29 protein-coding genes are annotated in these 23,661 nt (G+C 43.8%); 10 read left to right on the top strand and 19 right to left on the bottom strand.

What is annotated here, in order from left to right:
* Positions 1–17: 17 nt before the first annotated feature.
* Positions 18–563: a TetR/AcrR family transcriptional regulator gene (locus R7E00_RS14950; RefSeq protein WP_064369613.1), complete on the bottom strand. Its 546-nt coding sequence runs from the start codon at positions 561–563 to the stop codon at positions 18–20.
* Between the two features lie 99 nt (positions 564–662).
* Between R7E00_RS14950 and R7E00_RS14945 the strand changes: the two genes are divergently transcribed.
* From R7E00_RS14945 to R7E00_RS14930, 4 genes are all read left to right on the top strand, one after another.
* Positions 663–1,136, top strand: a complete 474-nt coding sequence (locus R7E00_RS14945; protein ID WP_064369614.1) for an HPP family protein — start codon at positions 663–665, stop codon at positions 1,134–1,136.
* 138 nt (positions 1,137–1,274) lie between these two features.
* Positions 1,275–1,490, top strand: a complete 216-nt coding sequence (locus R7E00_RS14940) for a TIGR02450 family Trp-rich protein (RefSeq protein ID WP_054576599.1) — start codon at positions 1,275–1,277, stop codon at positions 1,488–1,490.
* Positions 1,491–1,602: 112 nt separating this feature from the next.
* Positions 1,603–1,980 (top strand): PH domain-containing protein, encoded by a 378-nt coding sequence (locus R7E00_RS14935; RefSeq protein WP_005386881.1) that lies wholly within the window; start codon positions 1,603–1,605, stop codon positions 1,978–1,980.
* A gap of 10 nt (positions 1,981–1,990) precedes the next feature.
* Entirely contained in the window at positions 1,991–2,209 is a 219-nt protein-coding gene (locus tag R7E00_RS14930) for a DUF6500 family protein (RefSeq protein ID WP_017634431.1), read from the top strand.
* Here the strand turns inward: R7E00_RS14930 and R7E00_RS14925 are convergent.
* From R7E00_RS14925 to fliD, 9 genes are all read right to left on the bottom strand, one after another.
* Positions 2,206–2,493, bottom strand: a complete 288-nt coding sequence (locus R7E00_RS14925) for a hypothetical protein (RefSeq protein ID WP_005375002.1) — start codon at positions 2,491–2,493, stop codon at positions 2,206–2,208. The two genes, R7E00_RS14930 and R7E00_RS14925, sit on opposite strands and share 4 nt — an antisense overlap.
* A 77-nt stretch (positions 2,494–2,570) precedes the next feature.
* The gene (locus R7E00_RS14920) at positions 2,571–3,566 is read right to left on the bottom strand and encodes a flagellar motor protein MotB (protein WP_005375003.1); all 996 of its coding nucleotides are present in this window, start codon (positions 3,564–3,566) and stop codon (positions 2,571–2,573) included.
* Entirely contained in the window at positions 3,566–4,423 is an 858-nt protein-coding gene (gene motA, locus R7E00_RS14915) for a flagellar motor stator protein MotA (RefSeq protein WP_005375006.1), read from the bottom strand. Before motA ends, R7E00_RS14920 begins: the two co-directional genes overlap by 1 nt.
* Positions 4,424–4,433: 10 nt before the next feature.
* Positions 4,434–5,162, bottom strand: coding sequence for a FliA/WhiG family RNA polymerase sigma factor (locus R7E00_RS14910; RefSeq protein WP_005375008.1), 729 nt, complete (start codon positions 5,160–5,162; stop codon positions 4,434–4,436).
* 12 nt (positions 5,163–5,174) lie between these two features.
* Positions 5,175–5,675 (bottom strand): flagellar basal body-associated protein FliL, encoded by a 501-nt coding sequence (gene fliL / locus R7E00_RS14905; RefSeq protein ID WP_005375011.1) that lies wholly within the window; start codon positions 5,673–5,675, stop codon positions 5,175–5,177.
* Positions 5,676–5,697: 22 nt separating this feature from the next.
* Entirely contained in the window at positions 5,698–6,771 is a 1,074-nt protein-coding gene (locus R7E00_RS14900) for a flagellar hook-length control protein FliK (protein ID WP_213905476.1), read from the bottom strand.
* The gene (locus R7E00_RS14895; RefSeq protein ID WP_005375013.1) at positions 6,768–7,088 is read right to left on the bottom strand and encodes a hypothetical protein; all 321 of its coding nucleotides are present in this window, start codon (positions 7,086–7,088) and stop codon (positions 6,768–6,770) included. The genes R7E00_RS14900 and R7E00_RS14895 overlap by 4 nt, the downstream gene beginning before the upstream one ends.
* Positions 7,072–7,458 (bottom strand): flagellar export chaperone FliS, encoded by a 387-nt coding sequence (gene fliS, locus R7E00_RS14890; RefSeq protein WP_005375014.1) that lies wholly within the window; start codon positions 7,456–7,458, stop codon positions 7,072–7,074. Before fliS ends, R7E00_RS14895 begins: the two co-directional genes overlap by 17 nt.
* Before the next feature lie 32 nt (positions 7,459–7,490).
* Positions 7,491–8,837 carry a flagellar filament capping protein FliD gene (gene fliD / locus R7E00_RS14885; RefSeq protein WP_213905475.1) on the bottom strand — a complete coding sequence of 449 codons (1,347 nt, stop codon included), beginning with the start codon at positions 8,835–8,837 and terminating at the stop codon, positions 7,491–7,493.
* 416 nt (positions 8,838–9,253) lie between these two features.
* Here fliD and R7E00_RS14880 point away from each other — a divergent pair, with 416 nt between their 5' ends.
* On the top strand, positions 9,254–9,541 hold the full coding sequence (locus tag R7E00_RS14880) for a hypothetical protein (protein WP_005375016.1): 288 nt from the start codon (positions 9,254–9,256) through the stop codon (positions 9,539–9,541).
* Between the two features lie 70 nt (positions 9,542–9,611).
* Here R7E00_RS14880 and lafA read toward each other — a convergent pair whose 3' ends face one another.
* The 9 genes from lafA to R7E00_RS14835 all read right to left on the bottom strand — a co-directional run bounded on the left by lafA (position 9,612) and on the right by R7E00_RS14835 (position 17,822).
* Complete coding sequence (gene lafA / locus R7E00_RS14875; RefSeq protein ID WP_005375019.1) at positions 9,612–10,463, bottom strand: lateral flagellin LafA; 852 nt, start codon at positions 10,461–10,463, stop codon at positions 9,612–9,614.
* A gap of 301 nt (positions 10,464–10,764) precedes the next feature.
* Positions 10,765–11,535: an EAL domain-containing protein gene (locus R7E00_RS14870; RefSeq protein WP_005375023.1), complete on the bottom strand. Its 771-nt coding sequence runs from the start codon at positions 11,533–11,535 to the stop codon at positions 10,765–10,767.
* Between the two features lie 19 nt (positions 11,536–11,554).
* Entirely contained in the window at positions 11,555–13,645 is a 2,091-nt protein-coding gene (gene flhA / locus R7E00_RS14865; protein WP_005375024.1) for a flagellar biosynthesis protein FlhA, read from the bottom strand.
* 31 nt (positions 13,646–13,676) lie between these two features.
* A complete protein-coding gene (gene flhB, locus R7E00_RS14860) occupies positions 13,677–14,804 on the bottom strand; it encodes a flagellar biosynthesis protein FlhB (protein ID WP_005375025.1) in 1,128 nt (375 codons plus the stop codon).
* Positions 14,801–15,577, bottom strand: a complete 777-nt coding sequence (gene fliR / locus R7E00_RS14855) for a flagellar biosynthetic protein FliR (protein WP_005375027.1) — start codon at positions 15,575–15,577, stop codon at positions 14,801–14,803. The genes flhB and fliR overlap by 4 nt, the downstream gene beginning before the upstream one ends.
* Positions 15,577–15,846 (bottom strand): flagellar biosynthesis protein FliQ, encoded by a 270-nt coding sequence (gene fliQ, locus R7E00_RS14850; RefSeq protein WP_005375036.1) that lies wholly within the window; start codon positions 15,844–15,846, stop codon positions 15,577–15,579. The genes fliR and fliQ overlap by 1 nt, the downstream gene beginning before the upstream one ends.
* Positions 15,847–15,858: 12 nt before the next feature.
* Positions 15,859–16,617: a flagellar type III secretion system pore protein FliP gene (gene fliP, locus R7E00_RS14845; RefSeq protein ID WP_005375037.1), complete on the bottom strand. Its 759-nt coding sequence runs from the start codon at positions 16,615–16,617 to the stop codon at positions 15,859–15,861.
* Between the two features lie 18 nt (positions 16,618–16,635).
* Positions 16,636–17,007, bottom strand: a complete 372-nt coding sequence (gene fliN, locus R7E00_RS14840; protein WP_005375038.1) for a flagellar motor switch protein FliN — start codon at positions 17,005–17,007, stop codon at positions 16,636–16,638.
* On the bottom strand, positions 17,004–17,822 hold the full coding sequence (locus tag R7E00_RS14835; protein WP_005375039.1) for a FliM/FliN family flagellar motor switch protein: 819 nt from the start codon (positions 17,820–17,822) through the stop codon (positions 17,004–17,006). Before R7E00_RS14835 ends, fliN begins: the two co-directional genes overlap by 4 nt.
* Before the next feature lie 379 nt (positions 17,823–18,201).
* On the opposite strand from R7E00_RS14835, the gene R7E00_RS14830 reads away from it, so the two are divergent.
* From R7E00_RS14830 to R7E00_RS14810, 5 genes are read left to right on the top strand one after another with little or no spacing between them, the layout of a single operon-like run.
* Positions 18,202–19,221 carry an OmpA family protein gene (locus R7E00_RS14830; protein WP_238952459.1) on the top strand — a complete coding sequence of 340 codons (1,020 nt, stop codon included), beginning with the start codon at positions 18,202–18,204 and terminating at the stop codon, positions 19,219–19,221.
* Positions 19,221–20,552, top strand: a complete 1,332-nt coding sequence (locus R7E00_RS14825; RefSeq protein ID WP_031778880.1) for a sigma-54 interaction domain-containing protein — start codon at positions 19,221–19,223, stop codon at positions 20,550–20,552. Before R7E00_RS14830 ends, R7E00_RS14825 begins: the two co-directional genes overlap by 1 nt.
* A 15-nt stretch (positions 20,553–20,567) precedes the next feature.
* Positions 20,568–20,924, top strand: a complete 357-nt coding sequence (fliE, locus tag R7E00_RS14820; protein WP_005375045.1) for a flagellar hook-basal body complex protein FliE — start codon at positions 20,568–20,570, stop codon at positions 20,922–20,924.
* Positions 20,925–20,927: 3 nt separating this feature from the next.
* Positions 20,928–22,679 carry a flagellar basal-body MS-ring/collar protein FliF gene (gene fliF / locus R7E00_RS14815; protein WP_005384024.1) on the top strand — a complete coding sequence of 584 codons (1,752 nt, stop codon included), beginning with the start codon at positions 20,928–20,930 and terminating at the stop codon, positions 22,677–22,679.
* Positions 22,648–23,661, top strand: a complete 1,014-nt coding sequence (locus R7E00_RS14810) for a flagellar motor switch protein FliG (protein WP_005375048.1) — start codon at positions 22,648–22,650, stop codon at positions 23,659–23,661. The genes fliF and R7E00_RS14810 overlap by 32 nt, the downstream gene beginning before the upstream one ends.

The raw sequence follows: 23,661 nt of genomic DNA, 5'->3' as shown, positions 1-23,661 counted from the left end.
GACTATACCTGACCGCATTACAGCTTGTGCAAAATGGTCACGCATTTTTTCGTGACGTTGTCGTACTCTTTCGTCATGTAAGCGGTAGTGATCGCGCCCTCTTTCATGATGCAAATGGCATCGAGTAATGCAGCGTTGTCTGATTTGAGATAGCGTTGAATTAGCTCTCTGACTTGCTGCTTATGGTAGCGGCAATACGTTGCGATCTCGCCACTGTCGTCACTGAATTCCGCGGACGTATTGATGAAAAAGCAACCGCGAAACTCGCCCAATTTTTCTTCAGAGCCATGAAACCAGCCGTTGAGTGCAGTAAATAACTGATCGATCACCTCCGCGCACGTTTGTGCTGAAGAAAGCTTTTCCTCCAACCATTCCATAAATATTTGGTGGCGTTGTTCTAATGCGGCGATGATAAGCGCTTCTTTGCTCTCAAAATGGTTATATAGCGTGCGTTTAGCCACGCCGGAAACATTGAGAACTTCATTGATGCCAATAGAGTTGATGCCTTGTTTGTAAAACAGTGACAAAGCTGTGTCGATCAATAACTGTTTCTTTTTGTTCATAACTACGTCCTCAAAAAGTTCCATAAACACATATTGACAAAGGTAGACAGGTTTGTCTATTTTATTTTGTAGACAATTTGGTCTACTTTTGAGGTGTTTATGAATAATTTAATTTTATCGTTGGTTGCCGGACTTGGCGCTACGCTGGCTATTGGTGTGTTGTCTTACGCCGAGGTATCTCTTACTGAGGTAGTACTCCTGATGGCACCATTTGGTGCTACCGCAGTACTGGTGTTTGGGGTGCCAGGCAGCCCTCTTGCTCAACCCAAAAACGTGATCATTGGTCACTTCATCACGGCCTCTATCGGTATTGCGTTTAGCCAGTATGTTGACGTCACGCCGGTCACGCTCGCGATTGCGACGGGGCTGGGTGTGTCTGCGATGCTGATTACGAAGACCACTCATCCACCTGCGGGTGCAAATCCAATTTTGATCATGGCGTCTGGGCAGGGATGGAGTTTTCTCTTCACGCCTGTCCTGATTGGCGCGATAGTGATTGTTCTGGTCGGTAAAGGGTTACAGTTGCTACAAAGTCAGTACTTAAATCCTCGATTGAATGGTCAGAAGACCTAGTCGGATTGTAGTTAGAGCCGCGAAAGGGAGTGATCTCTTTTGCGGTTTTATCTTTTGTCGGTTTGCAAAAACAAAATCTGATTCTCTCTTGGTATTCAGTCGTATACATCAACATGGTAGTTAAATTGGTACAATGCGATGAACAGAATCCACCCTAAGAAACTATTGCACAGTAAATGGACGGCAATTTCACCTAAAAACAAAGAGAAGCATTTTGTCGTGACGGAAATGGAACTAGATGAAGATGGTAACGTTGTGAGATGTGTCATCGAGGCAGTCATGAGTAAACGCGACCAAGAGATGAACTGGCAAGACCTAAAAGACTCTGAGCAATGGATGCAAGGGTGGAAGTGAGTGACGCTTCGTTGTTGGGCGAATCAAGCAGAAACGTGCGTTGCGAGTAGGCAAAAGTGGTGCTATCTGATACGTTGATAATTCGTTCTAACGCCCACTCAAAGGATTAATTATGATTGATTTCGACAATTCCTCTGTATTTAAGCTTAAGCCGATTGACGTTTCTAATGCCAGAGAAGACTTCCTTAAGTTCTTGATTGATGGTGAGACTATTTTCGCTGCTTTTAAAACAGTTCGTGACCAAGTGGTGTTTACGAACAAGCGAGTGATAGCGGCAAATGTGCAAGGGATTACCGGCTCAAAAGTGGATTACACTTCTTTGCCTTACAGTAAGATCAATGCATTTTCTATCGAGACCTCTGGTACTTTTGATTTGGATTGTGAAATCGAGTTCTTCATGAGTGAGGTGGGAAGAGTGCGTTTTGAAATTAAAGGCTCGTTTGATTTGATTTCTTTCAACCGTATGGTTAGTGAGTATGTACTAGGTTAAGGGGTTAGAAATGAGAGCTTCGCTGAGAGACAAAATTATAGAGGTCTGTGACAAAAAGATCGCGAGTAAAGGTGAATTGGTTGGTCTCTCATTTTATGCGTTTTTCGCTAATAAAAATGACGACCCAGAGCTGTTGATGGAAGCGGCTACGTGGTGGATTCAGACTCATCAGCTCGACCACTTCGAAAAAGCAGTAAAAATAAAATCAATGGTCGAGTCGGGGAGCTAAATTAAAAAAAAGAAGTAAAGAAAGCAGACAAATGCTAATAACGTTGCGGACAAAACAGGGTAGATAATGTAAGAGTCCTGCTTGTTGGTTCGTTGAAAACATAGCGAAACAAGTAAGACGTTATAAACAACAAGTAACAAGCTGATCATGGTTCCGCTGTTTAGTGTCATACTTGATAGCTGAGTTAAGAAAAACGCCAATAAAAGGTAATCGAAGACAATGAGCCATAAAAAGGCTTTCTTCAGTAAGTCGCTTTTTCTTTTTTCGGATGATGTTATGTGCATATAGAACTCAACTAAAAAGTCACAGTAACAGAGGCTTTGGTTAGAGAGGTCACCATCAGAGTGGTGACCTTTTAAGATTATAATTCTTGAATTTTTACTTCGCTGGTGGCGGTATCGCCGGAGTAATTGATGACTTCTTGACGAATGACTGGTTGGTTAAATTCAGCCTTATCTTTCGCTTTTTGCAGTTCACTTTCTTGGTGGTTGCCAAAAAGGGTTTCAAGCACTTTAGCGGCAGGAGTCGTTAAAACAAACAGCTCAATACGACGGTTTTCGCTAGAATCTGGCTCATCAGGATTAAGCAGCGCTCTATCTGACATACCCGTTACCTGCATTACTCTATCGTCCGGCATACCGCCTTCAACTAACGTATTTCTTGCTACGTCTGCTCGAGAGGCTGATAACGCCCAGTTAGATTGACGACCAAAACGCTTTTTAAATGGAATTGCATCTGTGTGTCCGCTGATGATCAGAGGGTTGTTAACACGATGAAATACAGGTGCTAGTGCGAGCAGTAAATCTTCAAAAAAAGGAGTAAGTTCTGCACCACCACGGCTGAACATATGCTGTTTGTAATCATCTTGAAGGACGATACGCAAACCTTGTGGTGTCACCGTGACGTTTACATTTCCCTGCGCATTAATTTGGGCAGTCATTTGCTCAATTACTTTTGCTAGTGCGGCAAGTTGCTCTTGAGTATCGAAGTTACCAGGAATCAAAGAATCAATTTCTGGTCCATCCCCATCACCTTTAAAGTAAGAGCTTACTACATGGTTGGAGTTGTGTTTACTTGGCACAGAAGAGTCCTGTGCCAAGTCGATAGGAGAAATACTTTGTGACGTATCAAATGGGTTGCCGTAACTCTTGTCGAATACGCTTGAACTATGCAAGTGGGCAACAATCGCTTTACGCTCTTCTTTGTCTACCACCTGCATAACCCAAAGTACAAGAAACAGCGCCATTAGGGCGATCATGAAGTCAGCAAACGCGACTTTCCACGCGCCGCCATGAGACGACTCATCATGGCTGTATACTTTGGCACGTTTGAACACTACATGCTCTTGTTTTTGCATTATCCCTCCTGTTCAGCTAACCACTTCTCCATTTGGTTGAATGTTGGTTTGATGTCTAGCTGAATATGTTTACGACCAGCGTCAATGGCGAGCAATGTCGGCTTTTTCGCTACGTAGGCAACCAAGGTTGCACGAACGCACTCAAAAGCAGTCATATTACGTTTTACTCGCTGAGCCATGGCGTTACTTAGTGGATCTAAGCCACAGTAACAACCGAAAATACCAATGAATGTACCAACGAGAGCTGCCGCAACGTGATAACCAATCATAGCGATTGAGCCATCAATAGCTTGCATGGTGATAATGATGCCACCAACTGCTGCAAGAATACCGAAGCCAGGTAGTGCTTCAGCTGTACGCTGTAGTGAGCGTGAAGGTAAAAGCATTTCGTTCTGTATTGCTTCGATTTCTTGCTCTAGCAGTCCCTCTAATTCATGAGGCGACATCTGTCCCATTGCCATTAAACGTAAATTGTCAGTAATGAAAGAAATTAGGCGATGATCTTCTGCGATCGTCGGGTAAGCGAGGAACATAGAGCTTTGCTCCGGAGCCTCAATATGAGAATCCAGAAACTTGTATCCGCGGTTTCTCGCTGTCTCTAGCAAGTTGTTGAGTAGTGCCATTAATTCCATGTAGTACTCATGCTCTTCTGTTGGACCTTTAATGGTCGCTGGCACTTGGCGACGCATTTCTTTCAGTACATGAGGCGGATTACCGATGATCAAAGAACCAGCAGCGGCGCCAATAATGATAAGGAATTCGGCTGGCTGCCAGATAGCACCTAAGCTACCACCGGCCCACATATATCCACCGAAGACGCACACCAGGATAGTGAGCACTCCAAAAAACTTTTGCATCTTGTGACTCCTAAGAGGACATTAATTGGTTGAGTTGTTTCAGCGCTTGTTTGTGAAGCTGACATATACGAGGTGGTGTCAGATCCAATACCAGAGCTATTTCGTGTAAGTTGAGTTCATGTTGATAGAACAGAGTCAGGAGCAGTTGATCGCGCTTAGGTAACTTACCCAAAGCACTGTCTAAACTACGACGAATATGTTCATGTTCCATGCCATCGTATTGCCCGCCAATGTAGCTATCACCGCTGCTCTCCATCAGTTGGTCAAGGCTTTGCATCTCGCCTGCGAGAGCGGCATTTTGGCGGTTGTAATAATCTTGCTCATTCGTCCCTAAAGCCTGGATGATTTCGGCATCCGTTGGCATTCGACCTAACGTTCGAGTGAGATCTCGAGTCACGTCGTTGAGCTCGTGGGCTTGTTGACGAGTCTTACGTGAACGCCAATCTAGTCGGCGTAATTCGTCTAAAATAGCTCCCCGAACTCGACAAACGGCGAAAGCAGGAAAGTGAGGATCGTCAACATCGCCATATCGGCGTCCAGCCTCGACTAGAGCGATAAGGCCTATCTGCTGCATATCTTCAATACTACAGTGAGAAGTGGCATGAACGCGCAGCTGGTTAACTACGCGTTTTACCATGACCTGATGACGTTGTAGCAATGCGTTTTCATCAATTGGTCGTGACGGTGTTGTCACTTCCTCTTCTGTGGTGTAAGTGTCTTGTACATTCATGTCTAACATGGTTGTGCTCCGTTATTGCACAACATATTTAGTCAACAAAACATCGTCGATTTCTCGGACGATGTCTGTTTTAGCAAAAGCGAGTAGAAGCGTTTGCTTCACTTCGTCTTGCAGAATATCGATGGCACCCGCTTGCTGTAACTGATCAAACGTTTTGTCGCTAAACAGTTTTAATAGAGAGTTTTGTACCATAGGCATGTATTCATCGATCTCTTTGATACGCTCTGGACGGCGTGTCTCAATTGCCAGTTCTAGCATCACAAAGTGAGTCTGTTTCTTGCCTTTAACGGTCAAAACGACTTTGTCCAAAGGATGGAAGCTAGGACCTTTACTTGTCGGTTGTTCTGTGACCAAAAAAGACAGTGGAGAGTCTTCGATCAGTGAACCAGAGTCAGGTGACTCTTGAGCGTGTTTGTTTAAGTACCAGATTCCGCCCATAATTGTGACGGCCGAAACGAGGGCACTGGTGATGATCATGGCGATAAACAGGGCGATCATTTGTTGTTTGGTCATAACCTTTTTCCTCGAAGATTCACTAAGCTTGAGTGCTTAGCCAGTGTTCTGAATAGTTAGTTGTTGTCGTGGTTTGGAATGCACCAGATTCTCGTGCGGCGAAAATATTGGCGTCTTCTTCGTTTGCATGTGGGTCATTTCGACCTTGGTTTTGATCAGAGCCAACATTGACATCGACATGAACGAAGTTTTGCTCTTGTAACTCAGTACGCAATCGTTCCGAAACTTGCATTAAAGCTTCTCGTGTTGCTGCGGCATTGGCGTTGATGTGGACACTCAATCGGTCACCTTCAACACGTACAAGTAAATCCAATTTCCCTAAGTCTGGTGGGTCTAGGCGGATTTTTGCTTCTTGTACATTTTGTTGAGCTTGGAGCGTCACGCGATCATGTAAAACTTGCATCATTTGCTCGCCCCACTTTCCGGCAGTGGTATCAACACGCACTGCTGCCCACTCAGAGCCTTGAGCTTGAACATGACTCGTCGCAACCGGTGAATGTGCAGATTGTGTTGTAGGAGCTTGTGCTTGAAGTAGAGATGCGGTTGGTTGCCCTTGAACAGGTTGATTCAAAAGAGTTTGAAACTCAGCACCGGAGATAGGCAAACGCAAACTCGATGAAGTCGGCAGACTTTGCTTCACATCTTGTTTTGATGATGTGTTTAACATAGCGTTAGACGAATCTTGAGTAACAGACTTAACTTCGCTCGCAGTCATTAAAGATGACGCTTTTCCTAGTTTCTCAGCCTGCTTCTCTGCCATGGTAATCATACCCTGGGTTAAAGCTTGAGCTTGCGCTGCAAGATCAGTCGATTCTGTTAACCCTAGTGTACTGGTCAAGTTGGCATCCGGATCTGAAGCTGAGCGGTCATCAGTATCAAAACCATGACTTTGTACTTTGTTTGCGCTGTTCAAAGTAGAGGCCGTAAGGTGAAAACTCGGTACCGCTGACGCAGAGTTAAAGTCTTGCTCACCATTCTGCTTGTTCCCTGATTTAAAACCATGAGAAAAGCCGTGTACCGAGTTCGCTTGCTTGATGTGACCCTCATTGTTAGCTGGCGAATTACCCGAGTGCTGAGTTGAAGAAGGTATGATCATTGAGTTAGCTCCATGGTCATTGCTAATTGATAGGCCATAGCGCGTTCTTGATGGTCATTGACCATGTTCATCTCTTTTTTCAACTCGTTGGTCGACTTCTCTAATACTGCGAAGGCATTAGCGTGCACTGTTTTCGCTCGCTGGATTTCAGGTGCAAGCTTAGGATCTTTCAAAAAAGGCTTGTGACTGATCAAAAGCTCTCGCAACTGCAAGTCGTACCGCTTGAGCGCATGCCAATCGGCCGTTTTTGCGGCGAACTGGATGAGCTGAGATAAATGACGGAATCGCTCTGGCGATACTTTATGCTTGTTGTCCAAAATTCATCCAACCTTCACGAATGTTACCCATTACACGCTCAACGTTAACCAAGCGATTTGCATCGTTTTGCACGCTAGCGTAATAAAGTTCGACTTGGCAGAAGTCATACAGCTGGCGTAGGTTTTCCGCAATTTCACCGCCGTTTTCATCATCTAAAGCACTTGTTAGTCCAATCAAGATGTTCATGCATTTGTTGATTCCATTCCCTTTCTCGGCCAAACGATTTGCGGCTAGGTGGCCGCGAATACGTTCAACTTCATCGAGTAGGCCATCGATTAACATGATGACCAATTGGTGTGGATTTGCTGCTGCCGCTTGAGCGTCGAGATCGACTTGTTGGTACGAATCGTAACCAGAATCCATAAGCATGAATATTTCTCCTAAATTTGGAACCAAATGTCTTATTTTTGAGCATTAAACATGGACATGGTTTGGTTCATTTGGGTCATAATTGAATTCATTTGAGTGAATTGTTTGAGATAGCGGTTGTACGACATTTCGTACTTACGCTCTAAATTGGTTTGTTTATCTTTGATTCGGTCTAAGCTTGACTGTATTGCGTCTTTACGCGTGCTGAAGGTACCTGATGAGAACTTCAAGAAAGGCTCTACCATCGCGTCAAGAGAATCTAGCAAAGCGTCATCCCCATTAAACAACGCCTCTAAGCCTGCGCTGTTTGTTTGTTGAGCTTCTTTGAACTTTTCTTGATCAACTTTCATTTTACCGTTGCGGTCTAGGCTCACGCCGATTTCGCTTAGGCGCATACCATTGTGTTCACCTCGGATTAACCCCGTTAACTGACTCTCAATAGAACGCAATGTCGAGTCGCTAGCGAGCACGCCGCGTTTCTGATCTTCGCCGCCAATTTGGGTGTACTGATCGATAGTCGAAACAAGGGCATTGTAGGTTTCCACAAACTTATCTAGTTGTTCTTTAGTGCCTTCGCTATCAGCTCCAATTTTTAAACCGATTGGCGCATCTCCCGCGGCTTGCGGTTTAGATACGGTAATGTCAACACCGTCGATGACACCTTCAAAAGTATTACTTGCGTTGGTTAGTTTCAGGCCTGAGTCTTTTGCACCTAGCCACATAACCGCATCTTGTGGAGCGTTAATTTGCTTGAGGTTGGTGAAGGCGTCTTCAAACCACGCTTGGCCAGTACCCGATGCAGATACGTTGATCTTATTTTCGACACCAGTCTCAGTGCTCGATAGCATAAAGTGTGTTTGACCATTCGAGCGAACTAGAGTGGCGTTAACGCCAGGGTTATCCGTGTGATTGTTAATCGCACTGGCTAAATCACTGATCGTTGCAGTTCCGTCACCATTAACATCAACGGAGGACAAGTCTAGAGTCATTGTTTCACCGTTGATGGTGAATTCTAAAGATCCAGTTGTTGGTACTTCTGTCGTTGCCTCAAGGTCTACAGGCATTCCTGTAGATACTTGATGTGCTGTTGCCACTTTTTCTACAAAAATCTGATAGTTACCCGTTAGCGCTTTAGCATCCGCGTTTGCAGTAAAGTTACCTTCTTGAGAGAGTGTCGCACTGTTTTTGATGATGCTGTTTGTGCTGTTATTCATCTCTTTCATTGCAGTACGAAAATCACGTAGTGCGCTTTCAACTTTATTAAAAGCTGACAGTTGTGACTGGTACACATTAGCTTGCGCTTGGTAACGGTTTTTGAATGGGTTTGTGTCCAATTGTGCGAATTGGGTTGCCATTTTTACTGGGTCTAAAGAACTCATGAGGTGTGCTCCTCTCATCTCTTATTGGCTTGAATACTTTGAATGCTACGCCTTAGTTTAATTATCAGTGGCAAGATGCGTGCCGTATATTAAATTCAATTAAAACAAAGGTTTAGAGCTATTTTGTTTTCTTGGGAGGAAGTGGTGTTTCCACCTTGTTTGTTCCGCCTTCCTCCATGGAAAAAGTAATTTCCTTATAAGAAAAGGCGACCTAAACAAAGAAAATATTTAATTGTATTGACGGTTCTAATTAGGAGAGATGTTTTAATTAGACGTTATATTCAGCCTTTACTTCAGCTTGATTCAGATAATTCTTACAGAGTACATTAATTACGTTCTGATATTATTTTTGATAGTGTGACGTGCAAGTGTTCTCACTAAAAATTAAATTTTTTACGTTTCAAAGAATGTCAGTTATGAATGAATTTGCGTTACGATTGATGAAGTGTGCTCGTGCATATGAAGAGTTCATTAACAAAAAACTATTAAGTAAACAGAGCATCAATTCTGATGAGATAGCTAGTATCTTAAAGGAAGCTAAGTTCAATTTCCCTGAACTTAGAGATAGTAAAATAGGAAGCAAATTAGAGACGATAGAATTAGAACTGTTTAATAAGGTTTTATTTAATATTATGTTGAAATTCGGATTCAGAGTGCCTGAATCTCACAAAGATAATACGAGCTCTATTTATATTCGTAGATAAAAATAAAGCCTTCCATAGGAAGGCTTTATAATTAAGACGATTTAAATTAAGCGCACTATTAACTAAGTAATTAGCGTAGTAGTGACATTGCCATGCTTGGAAGCTGGTTAGTTTGAGACAGAACAGTTGTACCTGCTTGCATCAACATTTGGTTCTTAGTCATGTTTGAAGACTCTACTGCAAAGTCTGTATCCATGATACGACCTTTAGATGCTGTAACGTTTTCTACCATGTTACCAAGGTTAGCCATAGTGTGCTCAAGACGGTTGATGTTCGCACCGAAGTCTGCACGAGAGCTACCAATTTTTTCTACTAGACCGTCAGCGCCGCTGATTTTGTCTAGTGCTGCTTTTGCTTTAGTCGCGTCATCGATACCATCTGTAATTGCTGCATCAGCAAGAATAGTAGTGATTTCACCGATACCTGCGCTTGCGCTTACAGTCAATGTTTCAGCAGAAGATGCACCGATTTGGAATGTTACGTCACCTGCACCGAAGCCGCCGCCTTTAAGAAGGTTTTGACCACCGAACTTAGTGTTGTCTACGATGTTGTTTAGTTCTGCAGTAAGCTGTGTGAACTCTTTGTTAAGAGACGCACGGTCTGTTGCACTGTTTGAACCGTTCAACGATTGTGTAGCAAGGTCGTTCATACGGTAAACGATGTTTGTCATTTCATCCATCGCACCTTCAGCAGTTTGCATCATAGAGATGCCGTCTTGTGCGTTACGCATTGCTACTGACATGCCGCGTGTTTGCGCTTCTAGACGGTTAGCAATTTGAAGACCAGCAGCGTCATCAGCAGCTGAGTTCACACGGTAGCCTGTGCTTAGACGTTCCATTGCTGTGTTTAGAAGTCCGCTTGTTGTGTTCATTGTGTTTTGAGTTACAAGCGAAGCGTAGTTAGTGTGCATTGATAAAGCCATCTTAGTCTCCTTAGTTAGTCACTATATCTTTCAGGCCTCGGGATATTCCCTTGTCACTAACTAGAGGCGGTCGGTCGGCTTTAATGATTAATTTGAAAATTAAAAAATTTCTAAAAAAGATAAAAATTGATGATTTTTAGTGATTTGTATTCCATGAAAACCGGGAAAATCATCATATAAGCCTAAATTTTTTAGTTAAGTTAAAGAAACTATTGCCCAATGATCTTGTGGTTATCCGTTATAAATAAAAAAACAGCACGAATAAATCGTGCTGTTTTAAATATAAATGGTTGAGTTTCAACTATTCCTCATCAAAAGACTGAAAGGAGAGAGAGGTTGGGATATCGCTGAAATAACCAAAATAATAACTGGCACCCAATAAACGATAGCGGTTAAGTTCCGTTTGACTCGCTACACGTCCGGCAACCCAAGTATATTTATGCTTTCTTAAGAACTTAGCAATAGGTAGGAAAGCGTGTCTTTCTTCTTTATCCTCTAGTGTGACTGACAATTTGATCATATCGGGACTAAAGTCTGCGACGCGCTCGAAGTTCACTTGCGATGTCGCGACTTCAAACCAAAGTGAATATGCATTCTCTTTTAACTTTTTGGTGAGTGTGGCGACTTTATCACGATCACATAACGTTTCATCAGCTTGAAGAGAAGGAATCACATGTTGAAAAGCAGAAGAGTGGAATTGAATCGTCTGTTCGAGGAAATAAACCCCAGGCTCCCACAGTAATGCATCCACGCGAATCGGCACGACAACATTACTAATCAAGTCGTGATGAAAGGCTTCTAACTGAAATTGTGTTTGTCTTAGTGCAAGGTAAAGACTGAACAAATCCAGGCAGTACTGCATTTGTTCAGAGAGTTTGAATTGATAGACACTTTGTTCTCCACGCATACCAAATCTCAACGTCAGGTGTTGGAATTCTACTTCTCCTGATTGAGCTTCCCTAATTGCTTGGCATGCGTGTTGGACATCATTGTGTTTTAAAGCATCAAAGACTAATTGATCGTCATCCGTGACGATATGTTGTACTGCGAGACCAACCAAATGTTCGTACATCGCATGTGTTGAAATAAGATTAACCAAGGTTTCCTACCACATTGATTTGTTTGTTTTCTGGGATTTCGTTGTAAGACAATACTGCCAGCCCTTGTGTAAATGTACGAGCGTAACGCGCTAGAAGAGGGCGCAGCTGTGGCATAACGAGAAGGATCGGAGGTAGCCCCTGTTGCTTAAGCTGTTGTCTGATCAATGGCAAGTTTTGTTGGAACTGACCAAGAATGTTTGGCTCAATTGGGAAGCTATCTAGTGTTACCGTACCAGAAGATTGTGCTTGTTGCAGTGAAGTTAGTAGCATTTGTTCTAGCTCATCAGACAGTGCGTAGACATTTAACTCGTTCTTTTGTCCTGCAATTAAGTTAACAAGCGTACGCTTTAGTGCACAGCGCACATCAGATGCAAGTAGGATCGGGTCCTTTGTATTTTCCGCGGATTCCAACATTGTGTTGGCAATCGTGCGAATATCTTTTAGTGGCACTTGGTCTAATAAAAGCTGACGATATACTTTCAGCTGCTGCGCTGGATTAAGTGCTGCTGCTAATGCTTCTGCTAGTTTCGGGGCTTGTTGTGTCAAACGCTGGGTTATTGCTTCCACATCGTCGTGCGTAAACAATTCTGCAAGGTTTGTCTTCATGATTTTACTAATATGAGTGGCAATAACAGTGCCATCATCGACAACTTGGTAACCCATATTAAGTGCTTTTGCTTTATCTTGATGCTCAATCCACACAGCTGGCAACTGATAAGCAGGATCGCTACCCAAAATGCCATCTACCTCACCGTAAGTTTCGCCAACCGCTATCGCCATTAAACGCTCTGGTTCAATAAAGCCTTGCTCAATGACTTCGCCATTTAGAGAAATTGTGTATTGGTTTGGCTTAAGGCTCAGGTTGTCACGAATACGAACTTCAGGTAATAAAAAGCCAACTTGTTCAGAAAGGTTTCGACGCACACCGCGAATTCGTTGTGATAAGGGTGCCCCTTGTTCTTTGTTGACTAGATGGACGAGTCGGTAACCAAGCGCAAGTGATAATGTTTGGACGTGAGGAATATCATCCCATGTCAGCGGTGTATCATCGTCTTGCATTGCTTGTGAAAGTGCTTCGACCTCTTCGATCTGGGAGTCTTGCACTGGCTTCTTGGTTTGACGCCACCCTGCGAACGCTAATGCGCCAGCAAACGCAAAAAAGGCTAGGTGTGGCATACCCGGTACCATACCGATTACCGCCATAATACCTGCGACAGTAAATAGCGTTGCAGGAGTTGCCAGTAATTGCTTTTGCATGGTTTCCGACATGCCATTATCGCTATCATTAATTCGCGTAACGATAATCGCGGCAGCCGTTGCCAATAGTAGTGAAGGAATTTGAGCAACTAGACCATCACCGATTGTGAGTAGGGCATAAGTTTTAAAGGCGTCAGACGCAGCGAGTCCATGCTCGAAGACACCAATACTGATACCACCAATGATATTGATAAACAGAATCAACAAACCTGCGATGGCATCGCCACGCACAAACTTTGATGCACCATCCATCGAACCATGAAAATCGGCTTCGTTGGCGACTTCTTTACGGCGTAAGCGAGCCGTTTCCTGATCGATAAGGCCAGCGTTTAAGTCGGCATCAATTGCCATTTGTTTGCCTGGTAAAGCATCCAACGTAAAGCGGGCTGAAACCTCAGAAATACGTTCACCACCTTTGGTGATTACGACGAAGTTGATGATCATCAAGATGACGAAAACCACCATACCAACGACGTAGTTACCGCCAATGACGACTTCACCGAATGCTTGAATGACCTTACCCGCTGCGTCACCACCATTATGTCCTTCTAGGAGTACAATTCGCGTAGAAGCCACGTTCAATGTGAGACGTAATAATGTTGCGACCAGCAAAATAGTTGGAAAAACAGAGAAATCTAATGGTCGCTTTGCGGTTGTGCTGACCAGCAATACTAGGATTGCTAAGACGATATTAAAGGTAAACAGCGCATCCAGTAGCAGAGGAGGCAAAGGAAGAATCACCATTGCTAATATCATTAGCAAGACGATTGGAATGCCAACGTAGCCTTTGGTTGATGTTTGAAGTTGTTTTAACCGGTTAAGCATACTTTCGTGTCCTTGGATAAACGCGGGTTAATCAGTGCTGCAAATGTTTTGGAATCGAAAAATGAGGTAAAGGAATTGGCTCTTTTCCCTCACCTTTACGAAAGGCTTTCAATTGCAAAACGTAAGTAAGAATATGTGCCACTGCGATGTACAGTTGGCTTGGGATTGCTTGTTCAATCGCCGTCGTGTGATAAATCGAACGGGTAAGTGGCGGGGAGTTAATGATTTCCACTTTGTTTTCTCGGGCGATCCGTTGAATGTGCATAGCAGTTTCGTCTACGCCTTTTGCGACGACAAAGGGCGCGTCAGAAAGCGAAGGCTCGTATTTCAGTGCGACTGCGTAGTGCGTTGGGTTTGTGATGATCACGTCAGCCGTCGGCACCATTTTATCGATCTTACGGCGCGCAAACTGTTGCTGTATTTGACGAATACGTTGCTTTACTTCCGGACGACCTTCATTATTTTTAAATTCCTCTTTCAATTCTTGTTTCGTCATGCGGAGTTCTTTTAGGTGTTCCCAACGCTGATAAGGAATGTCGATAACCCCAAATAACAACAATGCAAAGCCCATTAAGAGTAAGCCTTCAAACAGAATTGACATTACTAGAGAAAAACCTTGGCTGAGCGGGAGATTTTGCATGCCAAGTAATGGCTGTAAGTGGTTGTCTAAGTAGCCATATAAGATGCCGAAGATGACCGCTACTTTGAACGTCGACTTTAAGAGCTCAACCACTGAGCGGGTCGAAAAAATGCGCTTTATCCCGCTCAAAGGATTAATTTTGCTGAGCTTTGGCATTACGTTCGCGGGACGGAACATCCAGCCGCCTAGCACAAGGCTACTACCACAGGTCACGATAATAATGACGGTAAACAATGGTAATAGCATGTCTATGATGACCGCTAAACTTTGTCCCAATTGCTCGACAAGTTGTTTAGGATTTTCTAGGTCGGCTCGCGTCAGCATCATGTTGTAGCGAAAGATACCCGACATGCTTTCCCAAATACTATTAAGCTGAGAGTAAAAGTAGAGCGCCACCGCTAGAAATATCACCGCAGTAGTAAACTCTTTCGCGCGAGGAATTTGTCCTTCCTGGCGGGCTTTCTTTACCTTCTGCGGTGAGGCTTTTTCAGTTTTGTCTTGAGAAGATTGATCGCTCATGCTCCCCCCAACATAAAGTTACTCAAGTGTCTAATGGTGTCGTGAACGAGCGCCGTGTAGCGACCAGGAACACCAGAAACTGAGATTAATACGCTGAATAGACCCAGCAGCATCGTCATAGGAAAACCTAACGCATAGACATTAAGTGATGGTGCGGCTCGGTTCATTACACCAAAACTGATGTTGGCTAGAAGCATGGAAACAATAGCGGGCAAAGCCAAAGCGAGTGAAGAGGCAAACATCCAACCGAAAATGTTGACAACACCTTGCAGAGAAAGCGATGTGATACCAGATCCGACTGGCCAAACAACAAAGCTTTGAATCACGATATCTATGACGAGTAAGTGTCCTTCTAGCGCGAGGAACAACAAGGTTGAGAAAATCAGAAATATGCGTCCCAAAATGGCGACAGAAAGCCCGTTAATAGGATCATTCATCATCGCCATACCTAAGCCCATTTGCAGAGAAATCACCTGGCCAAGCATGGTGAAAACGTTAAAGAGCATGTGCAAAATTAACCCAAACATTACTCCCCAAATAGCTTGCTCAAAAGCAAGGAACAGGGAAGTCATAGAGAATAACTCGACTTGTGGCATGGGTGGCATTAACGGTCCAGTAATGACAACGATCGAGAGGGCCAGTAAAGTACGAACCCAAACAGGAATAATCGCATCACCAAAGAAAGGCATTGAAATAAATACGGCTCCCACACGAAAAAACGGCCACCAGAGTTGACCGAGTATCGCCGAGAGCTCTGCAAATGTGATGGCCATTAGCCAATCATCCCTGGTATGTTGTGGAACAAGAAATCAAACAGTTCCATGATCTTACGTAGCATCCAGTGACCTGCAAAAATCACCATTAATAAGGTAACGAGCAAACGTGGCAAAAAGCTGAGTGTTTGCTCGTTGATTTGTGTGGCAGCCTGAAATACGGCGATACACAAACCGACAATTAAGCCTGGAACAACCAATACGGCAACCATCAAAATGATCAGCCATACTGCATCGGAAAATAACGTTACGGTTAGTTCTGGGGTCATAACTGCTCCTAGTTAACCGAAGCTGGCAGATAAGGTGCCAACTGTCATTGCCCAACCATCCACGAGTACAAATACCACCAACTTAAAGGGAAGTGAGACAATCAAAGGTGATAGCATCATCATACCCATTGCCATCAGGACACTGGCGACAACCAAGTCGATGACCAAAAACGGGATGAAAAGCATAAAACCAATTTGGAAGGCGGTTTTCAGTTCACTAATGACAAATGCAGGCAAGACAACGGCAAATGAAATATCCTCAACGTTTTGGTCGAGAGGCTCATTGGCAATACGTAACATTTGTTCAAGAGAGCTTTGGTGCGTCTGTGCCAACATGAACTCTCTCACTGGTTTCTCTGCAACAGAAAAAGCCTGTATTAGCGTGATTTCGCCGTTGTCGTATGGCTGAAACGCATTTTCATAAATATCGCTCCAGACAGGGCGCATAATCAGTAACGTCAATGCGAGAGCGATCCCGACCAACACTCTGTTAGGTGGGCTTTGTTGAAGACCAAGAGCTTGGCGCAAAATCGCAAGGACAACGACAATTCGAGTAAAGCTCGTCGCCATCAAAATAAATGCTGGAAGAAAACTGAGCGCCGTCATCAACAACAGAATTTGCAGTTTAACGCTGTATTCTTGTTGTGTGTCGCCATCAGAAACGGACAAGATAGTTAAGCCGTTGTCAGCCGCCATTGTTGGGAAAGCAAACAAAAGTGACACCAATACCAAAAGAGGTAACCAACGGTGCCAAGCGCTCAGATTTTTCATTGTGATGCCTACCTAAGATTATTGACCAACGCCACTCAATGCAGAGTCATGTACATCGATCAGACGAAGTCCATACTTATCATTGACAACGACAACTTCAGCGTGGCCCATAAGAGAACCGTTTACTTTCACGTCTAAAGGCTCGCCATTGAGCTTTTCCAACTCGATAACCGTGCCTTCACCCGCTTTCATTAAGTCCCCAAGTGGGATCTCCTTACTCGCAACTTCCAGCGTGACTGTGACAGGAATGCTTTTGAAAAAGCTAAGGTCACGTTCCGCAGTGGCTGGTTCTTGTTGGAGCGTATCTTCGGCTTCAAAGTCTTCTAATTGAAAATCATCAAAGTTCAGTTCTTCTGCGTCGAATGCATTAGTTTCTAGCGCTTCGCTCATCGCTGCGGTTCCTTATCAGGGTTAAAGATCAAAACAAGTTGGCCGTCTTGCTCGGCAATACGACCTGTAAATAGAGATTGGTTGCCAATGCTTACTGGAACCGTGTTAAGAAGCTCAATAGGTAAAATATCGTTGGGTTGTAAGCCAACCACATCACTTAAAGGCATCTTCTTTTTACTTAGAACAACGTTCAGTCGAACGGGGGTCGTCTCTAAAGAACGACAGAAAGGTTGAAACAAATCGGTATCAGGTTGCAGTTCAAGCTGCTCGATCAGCGTTTGAATAAGATGACCATCTAGCTTGAGATGAATTGAGCCTTGATGATCGTCAAACGCAATGTTTAATTGAACGTTAATGCCAATTCCTCTAGGGGTCTCATACTCACCCGTGTCCCACATTTCACCAGGAGCAAGCCAACCGATGATGATTCGACTGATGCGCTCTTGTAAACGTAAGTCACTGGCCGTCAGAGTAGCGGCTGAACGCTCTGCACTTGCACCATAAAATCTATCAGCCAACTTTATTAGCGTGTGAGGGTTACCATGGATGAATACCATGCCGCCTTCCTGATGTTGATAGGTCGACGTTTGCTCTTTGTCCATCTCAACCGATGTAAAGCGGTGCAAGTCTACTGAGGTTAAGCTAGCTTCCACTTTTCCTGTGCTGAGCCAATTTTGTAATTCAGTCGTAAGGTTTGAGCAAGATTCTGAAATTAAATTATCGAGCTTCTCACGAATGATATGAATAGGTTTGCCTAATAATTCTACATCAAGTAGTTGACTATCAGAAATAGGCTCGCTAACTCTATTTTCCATTTATATTTTACCGTGCGTTAACAATCGAAAGTGTTTTAACTTAATGGCGTGTAGTCTACACAGAAATTTTAATGATCTTTTAGCTCCAAACTCTAAGATTGTGACTTTAGTTCACATGTTGCTTTGTTCATATAGTCATAATCTTTTAATGAAATTTAAAAAGAGTTAGTTTTCTTTATAAATCGCTTAATAAATAAAATAACAATGTTGAGCGTTTTAGTTGTTATAGATTTTTTAAATTGCCTTTATGGCGTAACAACAATTTCAAATAAATAAATTATAAAATACTGTTTTTTATGCTTAAAGCTTCCGTTGGAGGCTAAGCGTGCTCTCTTGAGCGTTTTGTAACCAATTTTAATATTCAGAATAGGTAATTAAAATGATTAGCTATGCCAGTTCTCTCGGCTTGGTGGCATATTTAATTAAACGGTTTAAGTCATGGGAATGTAAGATATACATGAATCATGTCCGTTTGATAATTTGTAACACAATTATTGTTATCAGTTTTATTTTTTCAAAAGTGTCATATTCAGAAGAAGTCTTAACAATCCCTATGGACCTCTCTAAATGGACATATGAGGGAAATAAATTCAAATGCAACTTGTTGCAATCAAATAAAGACTATGGGAAGTTTTATTTCCTAGCGGAACCTAATAATAAATTCTATTTTATTTCCGATATGGAATATGAAAACAATAAATGGAAAACGATTGCTTTAACAACTCAAAATGCTCCTTGGGGTGATGAGCTTTATAGAAAAGAATTTGGTTCCCTTGAATTTACTAAGCCGTCTCAGCGTTTCATCTTTAATAAAGGCGCTGAAGAATTCATGGATTCAATTGCTTCGGGTAGTTGGGTGACGCTGTCACTTAAAGGAAGTAATGCTTCCTCTGTTTCAGAGATTGTGATTCCTACTCTTCAAATTCAAAACGCATTGAAATCATTTAATGCGTGTCGCGCGCGATTGCCTAAATTGTCTTTTTCAGAGGCAAGGGATATGGCGCTCTCATTTGAGTTTGGTCAGAAGACGTTAAGTCGTGGACAGAAAGCAACACTAGAAGCGCTGTATAGCTATGTATCTGTGGATGATCGAGTGACCAAAATCCTCATCGACGGTCACACCGATAACGTTGGTTCAAGTTTAACGAACCTTTCTGTGTCACGTACTCGAGCAGAGCAAGTCACCAATGCTTTGATTGAGCTTGGGGTCGACGAGTCGATGATCGAAACACGAGCTCATGGTTCACGTTACCCAATTGCCAGCAATAACTCGGTTAATGGCCAAGCAAAAAACCGACGTGTCACCCTGCGTTTAGTGAGGGACAACGAGTATACGGCTACGAAACACCACCCAGATCTACAATCACAAAATCAACAAACGAAAGTTAAGGTTCAATGATGACGAAAACGAAAATTTTGTTGGTTGAGCCAAATGAAGCTCTTGCTCAACCAGTATTGGATGTGTTGCAAAATGCAGGTTACACCGCGAAACACACTCGTACTGGTCGAGGCGCTTTGCTTGAAGAGCGAGCAGAAATCACTTTAGTGAGCTCTACGCTGCCGGATATGTGTGTTCGTGAGTTTGTCGCGTGTCACCAAAAGCAGCGAAATTCGGGTGTTGTTATTGCGATTGTCGACCAAGAACAAGGCATCTTGGCTGCTGAGACGATGAAAGCGGGCGCTACTGATTATCTATTACGCCCATTTGAATCTAATCAGTTGGTTAATCTGCTTAAACGTGTTGAAGCGTTAGGTAAGCCAATGGCCAACATTGTTGCAGAGTCTTGGAGAAGCAAACAAGTTCTACAATTGGCGCATCGTGCAGCATGTACTAACGCGAGTGTGCTTATTACAGGTGAATCGGGAACGGGTAAAGAAGTGCTGGCGCGATATGTGCATGAGCACTCTCCGCGTATCAATGGTCCATTTGTGGCGGTTAACTGTGCCGCCATTCCAGAGTCAATGTTAGAGGCTGTGCTATTCGGTCATGTAAAAGGCGCGTTCACCGGAGCGACAAATTCTCAAAGCGGTAAGTTTGAAGAAGCAAATGGCGGGACGATTCTGCTTGACGAGATTGGTGAAATGTCACCTGCGGTTCAAGCGAAATTGTTACGCGTCCTTCAAGAGCGTGAAGTAGAACGTGTTGGTAGCCATAAAGCCGTTCAGCTCGATATTCGTGTTATTGCGGCAACCAACAAAGACTTACGTGAGGAAGTTCAAAAAGGCACGTTCCGTGAAGATCTTTATTATCGATTAGATGTGCTGCCTCTGCACTGGCCGCCTTTGCGTGAAAGAAAAGAGGACATTCTACCGATTAGCCAATTCTTTATTGAAAAGTATCAAGATAGTAGCCGCTGTCACCTATCCCAAGATGCGATTAGTGCGCTGAGTCAGTATCACTGGCCGGGCAATATTCGTGAGTTGGAAAATGTCATTCAACGCGCTTTGGTCATGCGTCATGGTGATTACATTACAGCCCATGACCTGATGCTGCCTATTGAGCTTGTCGCGTCAGTTCCTACAGCAGAGCCAACTTCAAGTTTTGGTCATGTAGAAGCGAAGAAGCAAGCTGAATATCAGTTTATTTTGGAAAAGTTACGTCAGTTTGGTGGAAACCGAACGAAAACCGCAAACGCGCTTGGAGTCTCTACTCGAGCGCTACGCTACAAGCTCGCAGCAATGCGAGAACATGGTATTGATTTACAGTCGGCACTAGGCTCGGCTGCCTAATAGGAGAAAAAATAGATGGCAAGTCAACCTACTCATGCGGTCTCGGCAGAGCAACTTATGTTGTCAAAAATGCAGGCGATGCAGGCACAAGTGCAGCCGCCAGAGTTTATCGTGAGTGCAAATCCTTTAGATCAACAATCACTAAACGCACCTTTATCGTTCTCACAAGCGATGACAAATGTGTTGGATACAGTGAATCAACATCAATCAGTGGCTAGTCAAAAAATGACGGCCGTAGAAACAGGAAAAAGTGATGACCTAGTTGGTGCAATGGTCGCGAGCCAAAAAGCCAGCTTGTCCTTTAATGCTTTGATGCAAGTGCGCAACAAAGTCGTGACCTCATTTGAAGATATTATGAAGATGCCGGTGTAATTCATGTCAGAACTAACCCCCCAAGTCGCCGGAAACACAGCTATGGCTACCGGCACAGCACAGACATTTTCTACTGCCAACGGCATGGACGATGTGACAACGAAGCTGAAGCAAATCTGGTCTAGCAGTCAGAGAAACTTAGTGCTATCTGCGGTGTTAGCTGCGATTGTTGCAGCGATTATTGTGGTTGCACTATGGAGTTCCTCGCAGAGCTTTCGTCCGCTCTATAGCCAGCAAGAGCGTTTTGATATCGGCGAAATTGTGTCGGTATTAGAAAGCGAAGGCGTAAGCTACCGCATGCAAGAGCAAAATGGACAAGTTCTTGTACCAGAAGGTGAGGTTGCGAAGGTACGCATGTTGCTTGCATCAAAAGGTGTTAAAGCTAAGCTGCCGACAGGTTTGGATTCGCTCAAGGAAGATAGCTCTCTTGGTACGAGCCAATTTATGGAAACGGCGCGTTATCGTCATGGTTTAGAAGGTGAGTTAGTACGTACTATCATGTCTTTGAACTCAGTAGCGAACGCGCGTGTTCATTTAGCAATACCTCGTCAAACTCTATTCGTCCGCCAAAACAGTGAGAATCCATCAGCATCTGTCATGCTTGAGCTCAAACCTGGTGAAGACTTAAAGCCTGAACAAGTTGAAGCGATCATTAACCTAGTGGTTGGCAGTGTCACGGCAATGAAGCCAGAATTTGTTTCTGTCATTGACCAGTACGGCCGTCTTCTTAGTGCGGATGTCGCTTCTGCGGAAGCCGGTAAAGTAAACGCGAAATATCTTGAATACCAGAAGAGTGTTGAAAAACAGATCATCCAACGCGCAGCAGACATGCTTACGCCGATTGTGGGGCCGAGTAACTTCCGCGTACAAGTCGCTGCCGATCTGGACTTTAGCCAAGTTGAAGAAACACAAGAAATTTTGGATAACGCGCCGGTTGTGCGTAATGAGCACACCATTCATAACAACTCGGTTGATCAAATTGCGTTGGGTGTTCCAGGTTCTCTAAGTAACCAACCGCCAGTGACAGGATCTGGTGAAGTGGAAACGAACGACAGCCAAAACACGAATGCGCGATCTGAAGTGAATCGTCAATATGCTGTAGGTAGTAGTGTTCGTCGTACTCAATACCAACAAGGCCAAATAGAAAAGCTTAGTGTCTCGGTTCTGTTGAACTCCAAAGCTTCGCCAGATGGTGTTGCGTGGAGTGAAGCCGATAAAGAGCAAATCTCAAACATGATCATGGATGCTGTTGGTATCTCTGCCACACGAGGTGACAGCTTAAGTTTAATGAGTTTCAACTTCACCCCAATCGAAATTGATGCTCCTCCTGCACTGCCGTGGTGGCAAGACCCTACAGTACAGCAGCCAATACGCTACGTTATTGGTGGCTTGTTAGGCTTGGCGATGATCTTCTTCGTACTGCGTCCATTAATCATGCACCTGACTGGCGTTGATAAACCTGTGCCTGAGCTAAATTTTGCTGAGCCTCAGGAAGAGCCTGACTACGAAAACTTGCAAACGCGTGAAGAACGCGAGCATGAAGAAGTACTTGATCGCCGCCTATCTGAAAAAGGCATCTCAGCCTCTTCAGGTTTAGATGTAAACAGCGACATGCTACCACCAGCAGGTTCGCCATTAGAAATTCAATTGAAACACCTACAGCTTATTGCTAATGAAGAGCCAGAGCGCGTAGCCGAAATACTGAAACAATGGGTAAACATCAATGAACACAGTTCTATCAAAGCAGACGCTTAGTTATGTTGAACAAACCGCGCTCGTGCTATTAGGCATGGGCGAGGATGCCGCAGCGAAGGTTTTGCAACACTTTAGCCGTGATGAAACCCAGCGTGTGACTCGTGCAATGGCGAAGTTAAATGGCATTAAGAGCGATTCTGCTCGTGGTGTTATTCAAACTTTCTTTGAAGATTTCCGTGAGCACAGCGGTATTCGAGGAGCCTCTAAGGAATACCTATCTAATACATTGCGCAAAGCGTTGGGTAACGATTTGGCAAAAGGGTTATTAAATACCTTATATGGCGATGAAATTCGCAACAATATGCAGCGCTTACAGTGGGTGGAAGCAGAAACTCTCGCTCGTTTCATTGTGAATGAGCACCCACAAATGCAAGCAATTTTTCTAGCGTATTTGCCAGCGGACAGCTCTTCAGCGGTATTGAAGCACTTGCCACAAGATTACCATGACGAAATATTGTTCCGTATTGCTCAATTGCAAGATATCGATCATCAAGTTGCCGTTGATTTGCATGAACTCGTTGAGCGTTGCATCGAAAAAGTATCCGCAAGTCAAAGCACGCCGTTATCAGGTGTTAAGCAAGCAGCAGATATCATTAACCGCTTTGAAGGTGACCGTGGTTCATTGATGGAAATGCTGAAGTTGCATGATGAAGATGTTGTTAATGCAATCGAAGAAAACATGTTCGACTTTATGGTTCTTGGCCGACAACGCGAAGAAACTATGGATATGTTGGTGCAGCAAATCCCGCTAGAGTTGTGGGCAGTTGCGCTAAAAGGTTCCGATATTACCTTACAACAAGCTATTAAGCGTTCAATGCCGCAACGTATGGTGAAAGCGCTAGAAGATGACATGGACGCACGCGGCGCTGTTGCGTTAAGTCGAGTTCAAAAAGCACGTCAAGACATCATGCAAATGGTACGTGAGCTGGATGAATCTGGTGAAGTTCAGCTGCTTCTCTATGAAGAGCCAACGGTGGAGTAA

Source organism: Vibrio sp. Vb1755 (assembly GCF_033338635.1).
GTDB classification, from domain to species: domain Bacteria; phylum Pseudomonadota; class Gammaproteobacteria; order Enterobacterales; family Vibrionaceae; genus Vibrio; species Vibrio alginolyticus.
This window is presented reverse-complemented; position numbering and strand designations above follow the sequence as displayed.

What these genes read in the sequence shown, in the direction of transcription:
- fliE (WP_005375045.1), top strand. Translation starts at nt 20,568, where the DNA reads ATGGCAAGTCAACCTACTCATGCGGTCTCGGCAGAGCAACTTATGTTG.
- R7E00_RS14810 (WP_005375048.1), top strand. Translation starts at nt 22,648, where the DNA reads ATGAACACAGTTCTATCAAAGCAGACGCTTAGTTATGTTGAACAAACC.
- flhA (WP_005375024.1), bottom strand. Translation starts at nt 13,645, where the DNA reads ATGCTTAACCGGTTAAAACAACTTCAAACATCAACCAAAGGCTACGTT.
- R7E00_RS14825 (WP_031778880.1), top strand. Translation starts at nt 19,221, where the DNA reads ATGACGAAAACGAAAATTTTGTTGGTTGAGCCAAATGAAGCTCTTGCT.
- fliD (WP_213905475.1), bottom strand. Translation starts at nt 8,837, where the DNA reads ATGAGTTCTTTAGACCCAGTAAAAATGGCAACCCAATTCGCACAATTG.
- R7E00_RS14935 (WP_005386881.1), top strand. Translation starts at nt 1,603, where the DNA reads ATGATTGATTTCGACAATTCCTCTGTATTTAAGCTTAAGCCGATTGAC.
- R7E00_RS14940 (WP_054576599.1), top strand. Translation starts at nt 1,275, where the DNA reads ATGAACAGAATCCACCCTAAGAAACTATTGCACAGTAAATGGACGGCA.
- R7E00_RS14910 (WP_005375008.1), bottom strand. Translation starts at nt 5,162, where the DNA reads ATGTTAGACATGAATGTACAAGACACTTACACCACAGAAGAGGAAGTG.
- fliQ (WP_005375036.1), bottom strand. Translation starts at nt 15,846, where the DNA reads ATGACCCCAGAACTAACCGTAACGTTATTTTCCGATGCAGTATGGCTG.
- R7E00_RS14830 (WP_238952459.1), top strand. Translation starts at nt 18,202, where the DNA reads ATGATTAGCTATGCCAGTTCTCTCGGCTTGGTGGCATATTTAATTAAA.
- R7E00_RS14950 (WP_064369613.1), bottom strand. Translation starts at nt 563, where the DNA reads ATGAACAAAAAGAAACAGTTATTGATCGACACAGCTTTGTCACTGTTT.
- R7E00_RS14900 (WP_213905476.1), bottom strand. Translation starts at nt 6,771, where the DNA reads ATGATCATACCTTCTTCAACTCAGCACTCGGGTAATTCGCCAGCTAAC.
- R7E00_RS14945 (WP_064369614.1), top strand. Translation starts at nt 663, where the DNA reads ATGAATAATTTAATTTTATCGTTGGTTGCCGGACTTGGCGCTACGCTG.
- fliP (WP_005375037.1), bottom strand. Translation starts at nt 16,617, where the DNA reads ATGAAAAATCTGAGCGCTTGGCACCGTTGGTTACCTCTTTTGGTATTG.
- R7E00_RS14835 (WP_005375039.1), bottom strand. Translation starts at nt 17,822, where the DNA reads ATGGAAAATAGAGTTAGCGAGCCTATTTCTGATAGTCAACTACTTGAT.
- R7E00_RS14920 (WP_005375003.1), bottom strand. Translation starts at nt 3,566, where the DNA reads ATGCAAAAACAAGAGCATGTAGTGTTCAAACGTGCCAAAGTATACAGC.
- flhB (WP_005375025.1), bottom strand. Translation starts at nt 14,804, where the DNA reads ATGAGCGATCAATCTTCTCAAGACAAAACTGAAAAAGCCTCACCGCAG.
- fliN (WP_005375038.1), bottom strand. Translation starts at nt 17,007, where the DNA reads ATGAGCGAAGCGCTAGAAACTAATGCATTCGACGCAGAAGAACTGAAC.
- fliS (WP_005375014.1), bottom strand. Translation starts at nt 7,458, where the DNA reads ATGCTTATGGATTCTGGTTACGATTCGTACCAACAAGTCGATCTCGAC.
- fliR (WP_005375027.1), bottom strand. Translation starts at nt 15,577, where the DNA reads ATGGCCATCACATTTGCAGAGCTCTCGGCGATACTCGGTCAACTCTGG.
- R7E00_RS14930 (WP_017634431.1), top strand. Translation starts at nt 1,991, where the DNA reads ATGAGAGCTTCGCTGAGAGACAAAATTATAGAGGTCTGTGACAAAAAG.
- R7E00_RS14870 (WP_005375023.1), bottom strand. Translation starts at nt 11,535, where the DNA reads ATGTACGAACATTTGGTTGGTCTCGCAGTACAACATATCGTCACGGAT.
- R7E00_RS14925 (WP_005375002.1), bottom strand. Translation starts at nt 2,493, where the DNA reads ATGCACATAACATCATCCGAAAAAAGAAAAAGCGACTTACTGAAGAAA.
- R7E00_RS14880 (WP_005375016.1), top strand. Translation starts at nt 9,254, where the DNA reads ATGAATGAATTTGCGTTACGATTGATGAAGTGTGCTCGTGCATATGAA.
- fliF (WP_005384024.1), top strand. Translation starts at nt 20,928, where the DNA reads ATGTCAGAACTAACCCCCCAAGTCGCCGGAAACACAGCTATGGCTACC.
- lafA (WP_005375019.1), bottom strand. Translation starts at nt 10,463, where the DNA reads ATGGCTTTATCAATGCACACTAACTACGCTTCGCTTGTAACTCAAAAC.
- fliL (WP_005375011.1), bottom strand. Translation starts at nt 5,675, where the DNA reads ATGACCAAACAACAAATGATCGCCCTGTTTATCGCCATGATCATCACC.
- motA (WP_005375006.1), bottom strand. Translation starts at nt 4,423, where the DNA reads ATGCAAAAGTTTTTTGGAGTGCTCACTATCCTGGTGTGCGTCTTCGGT.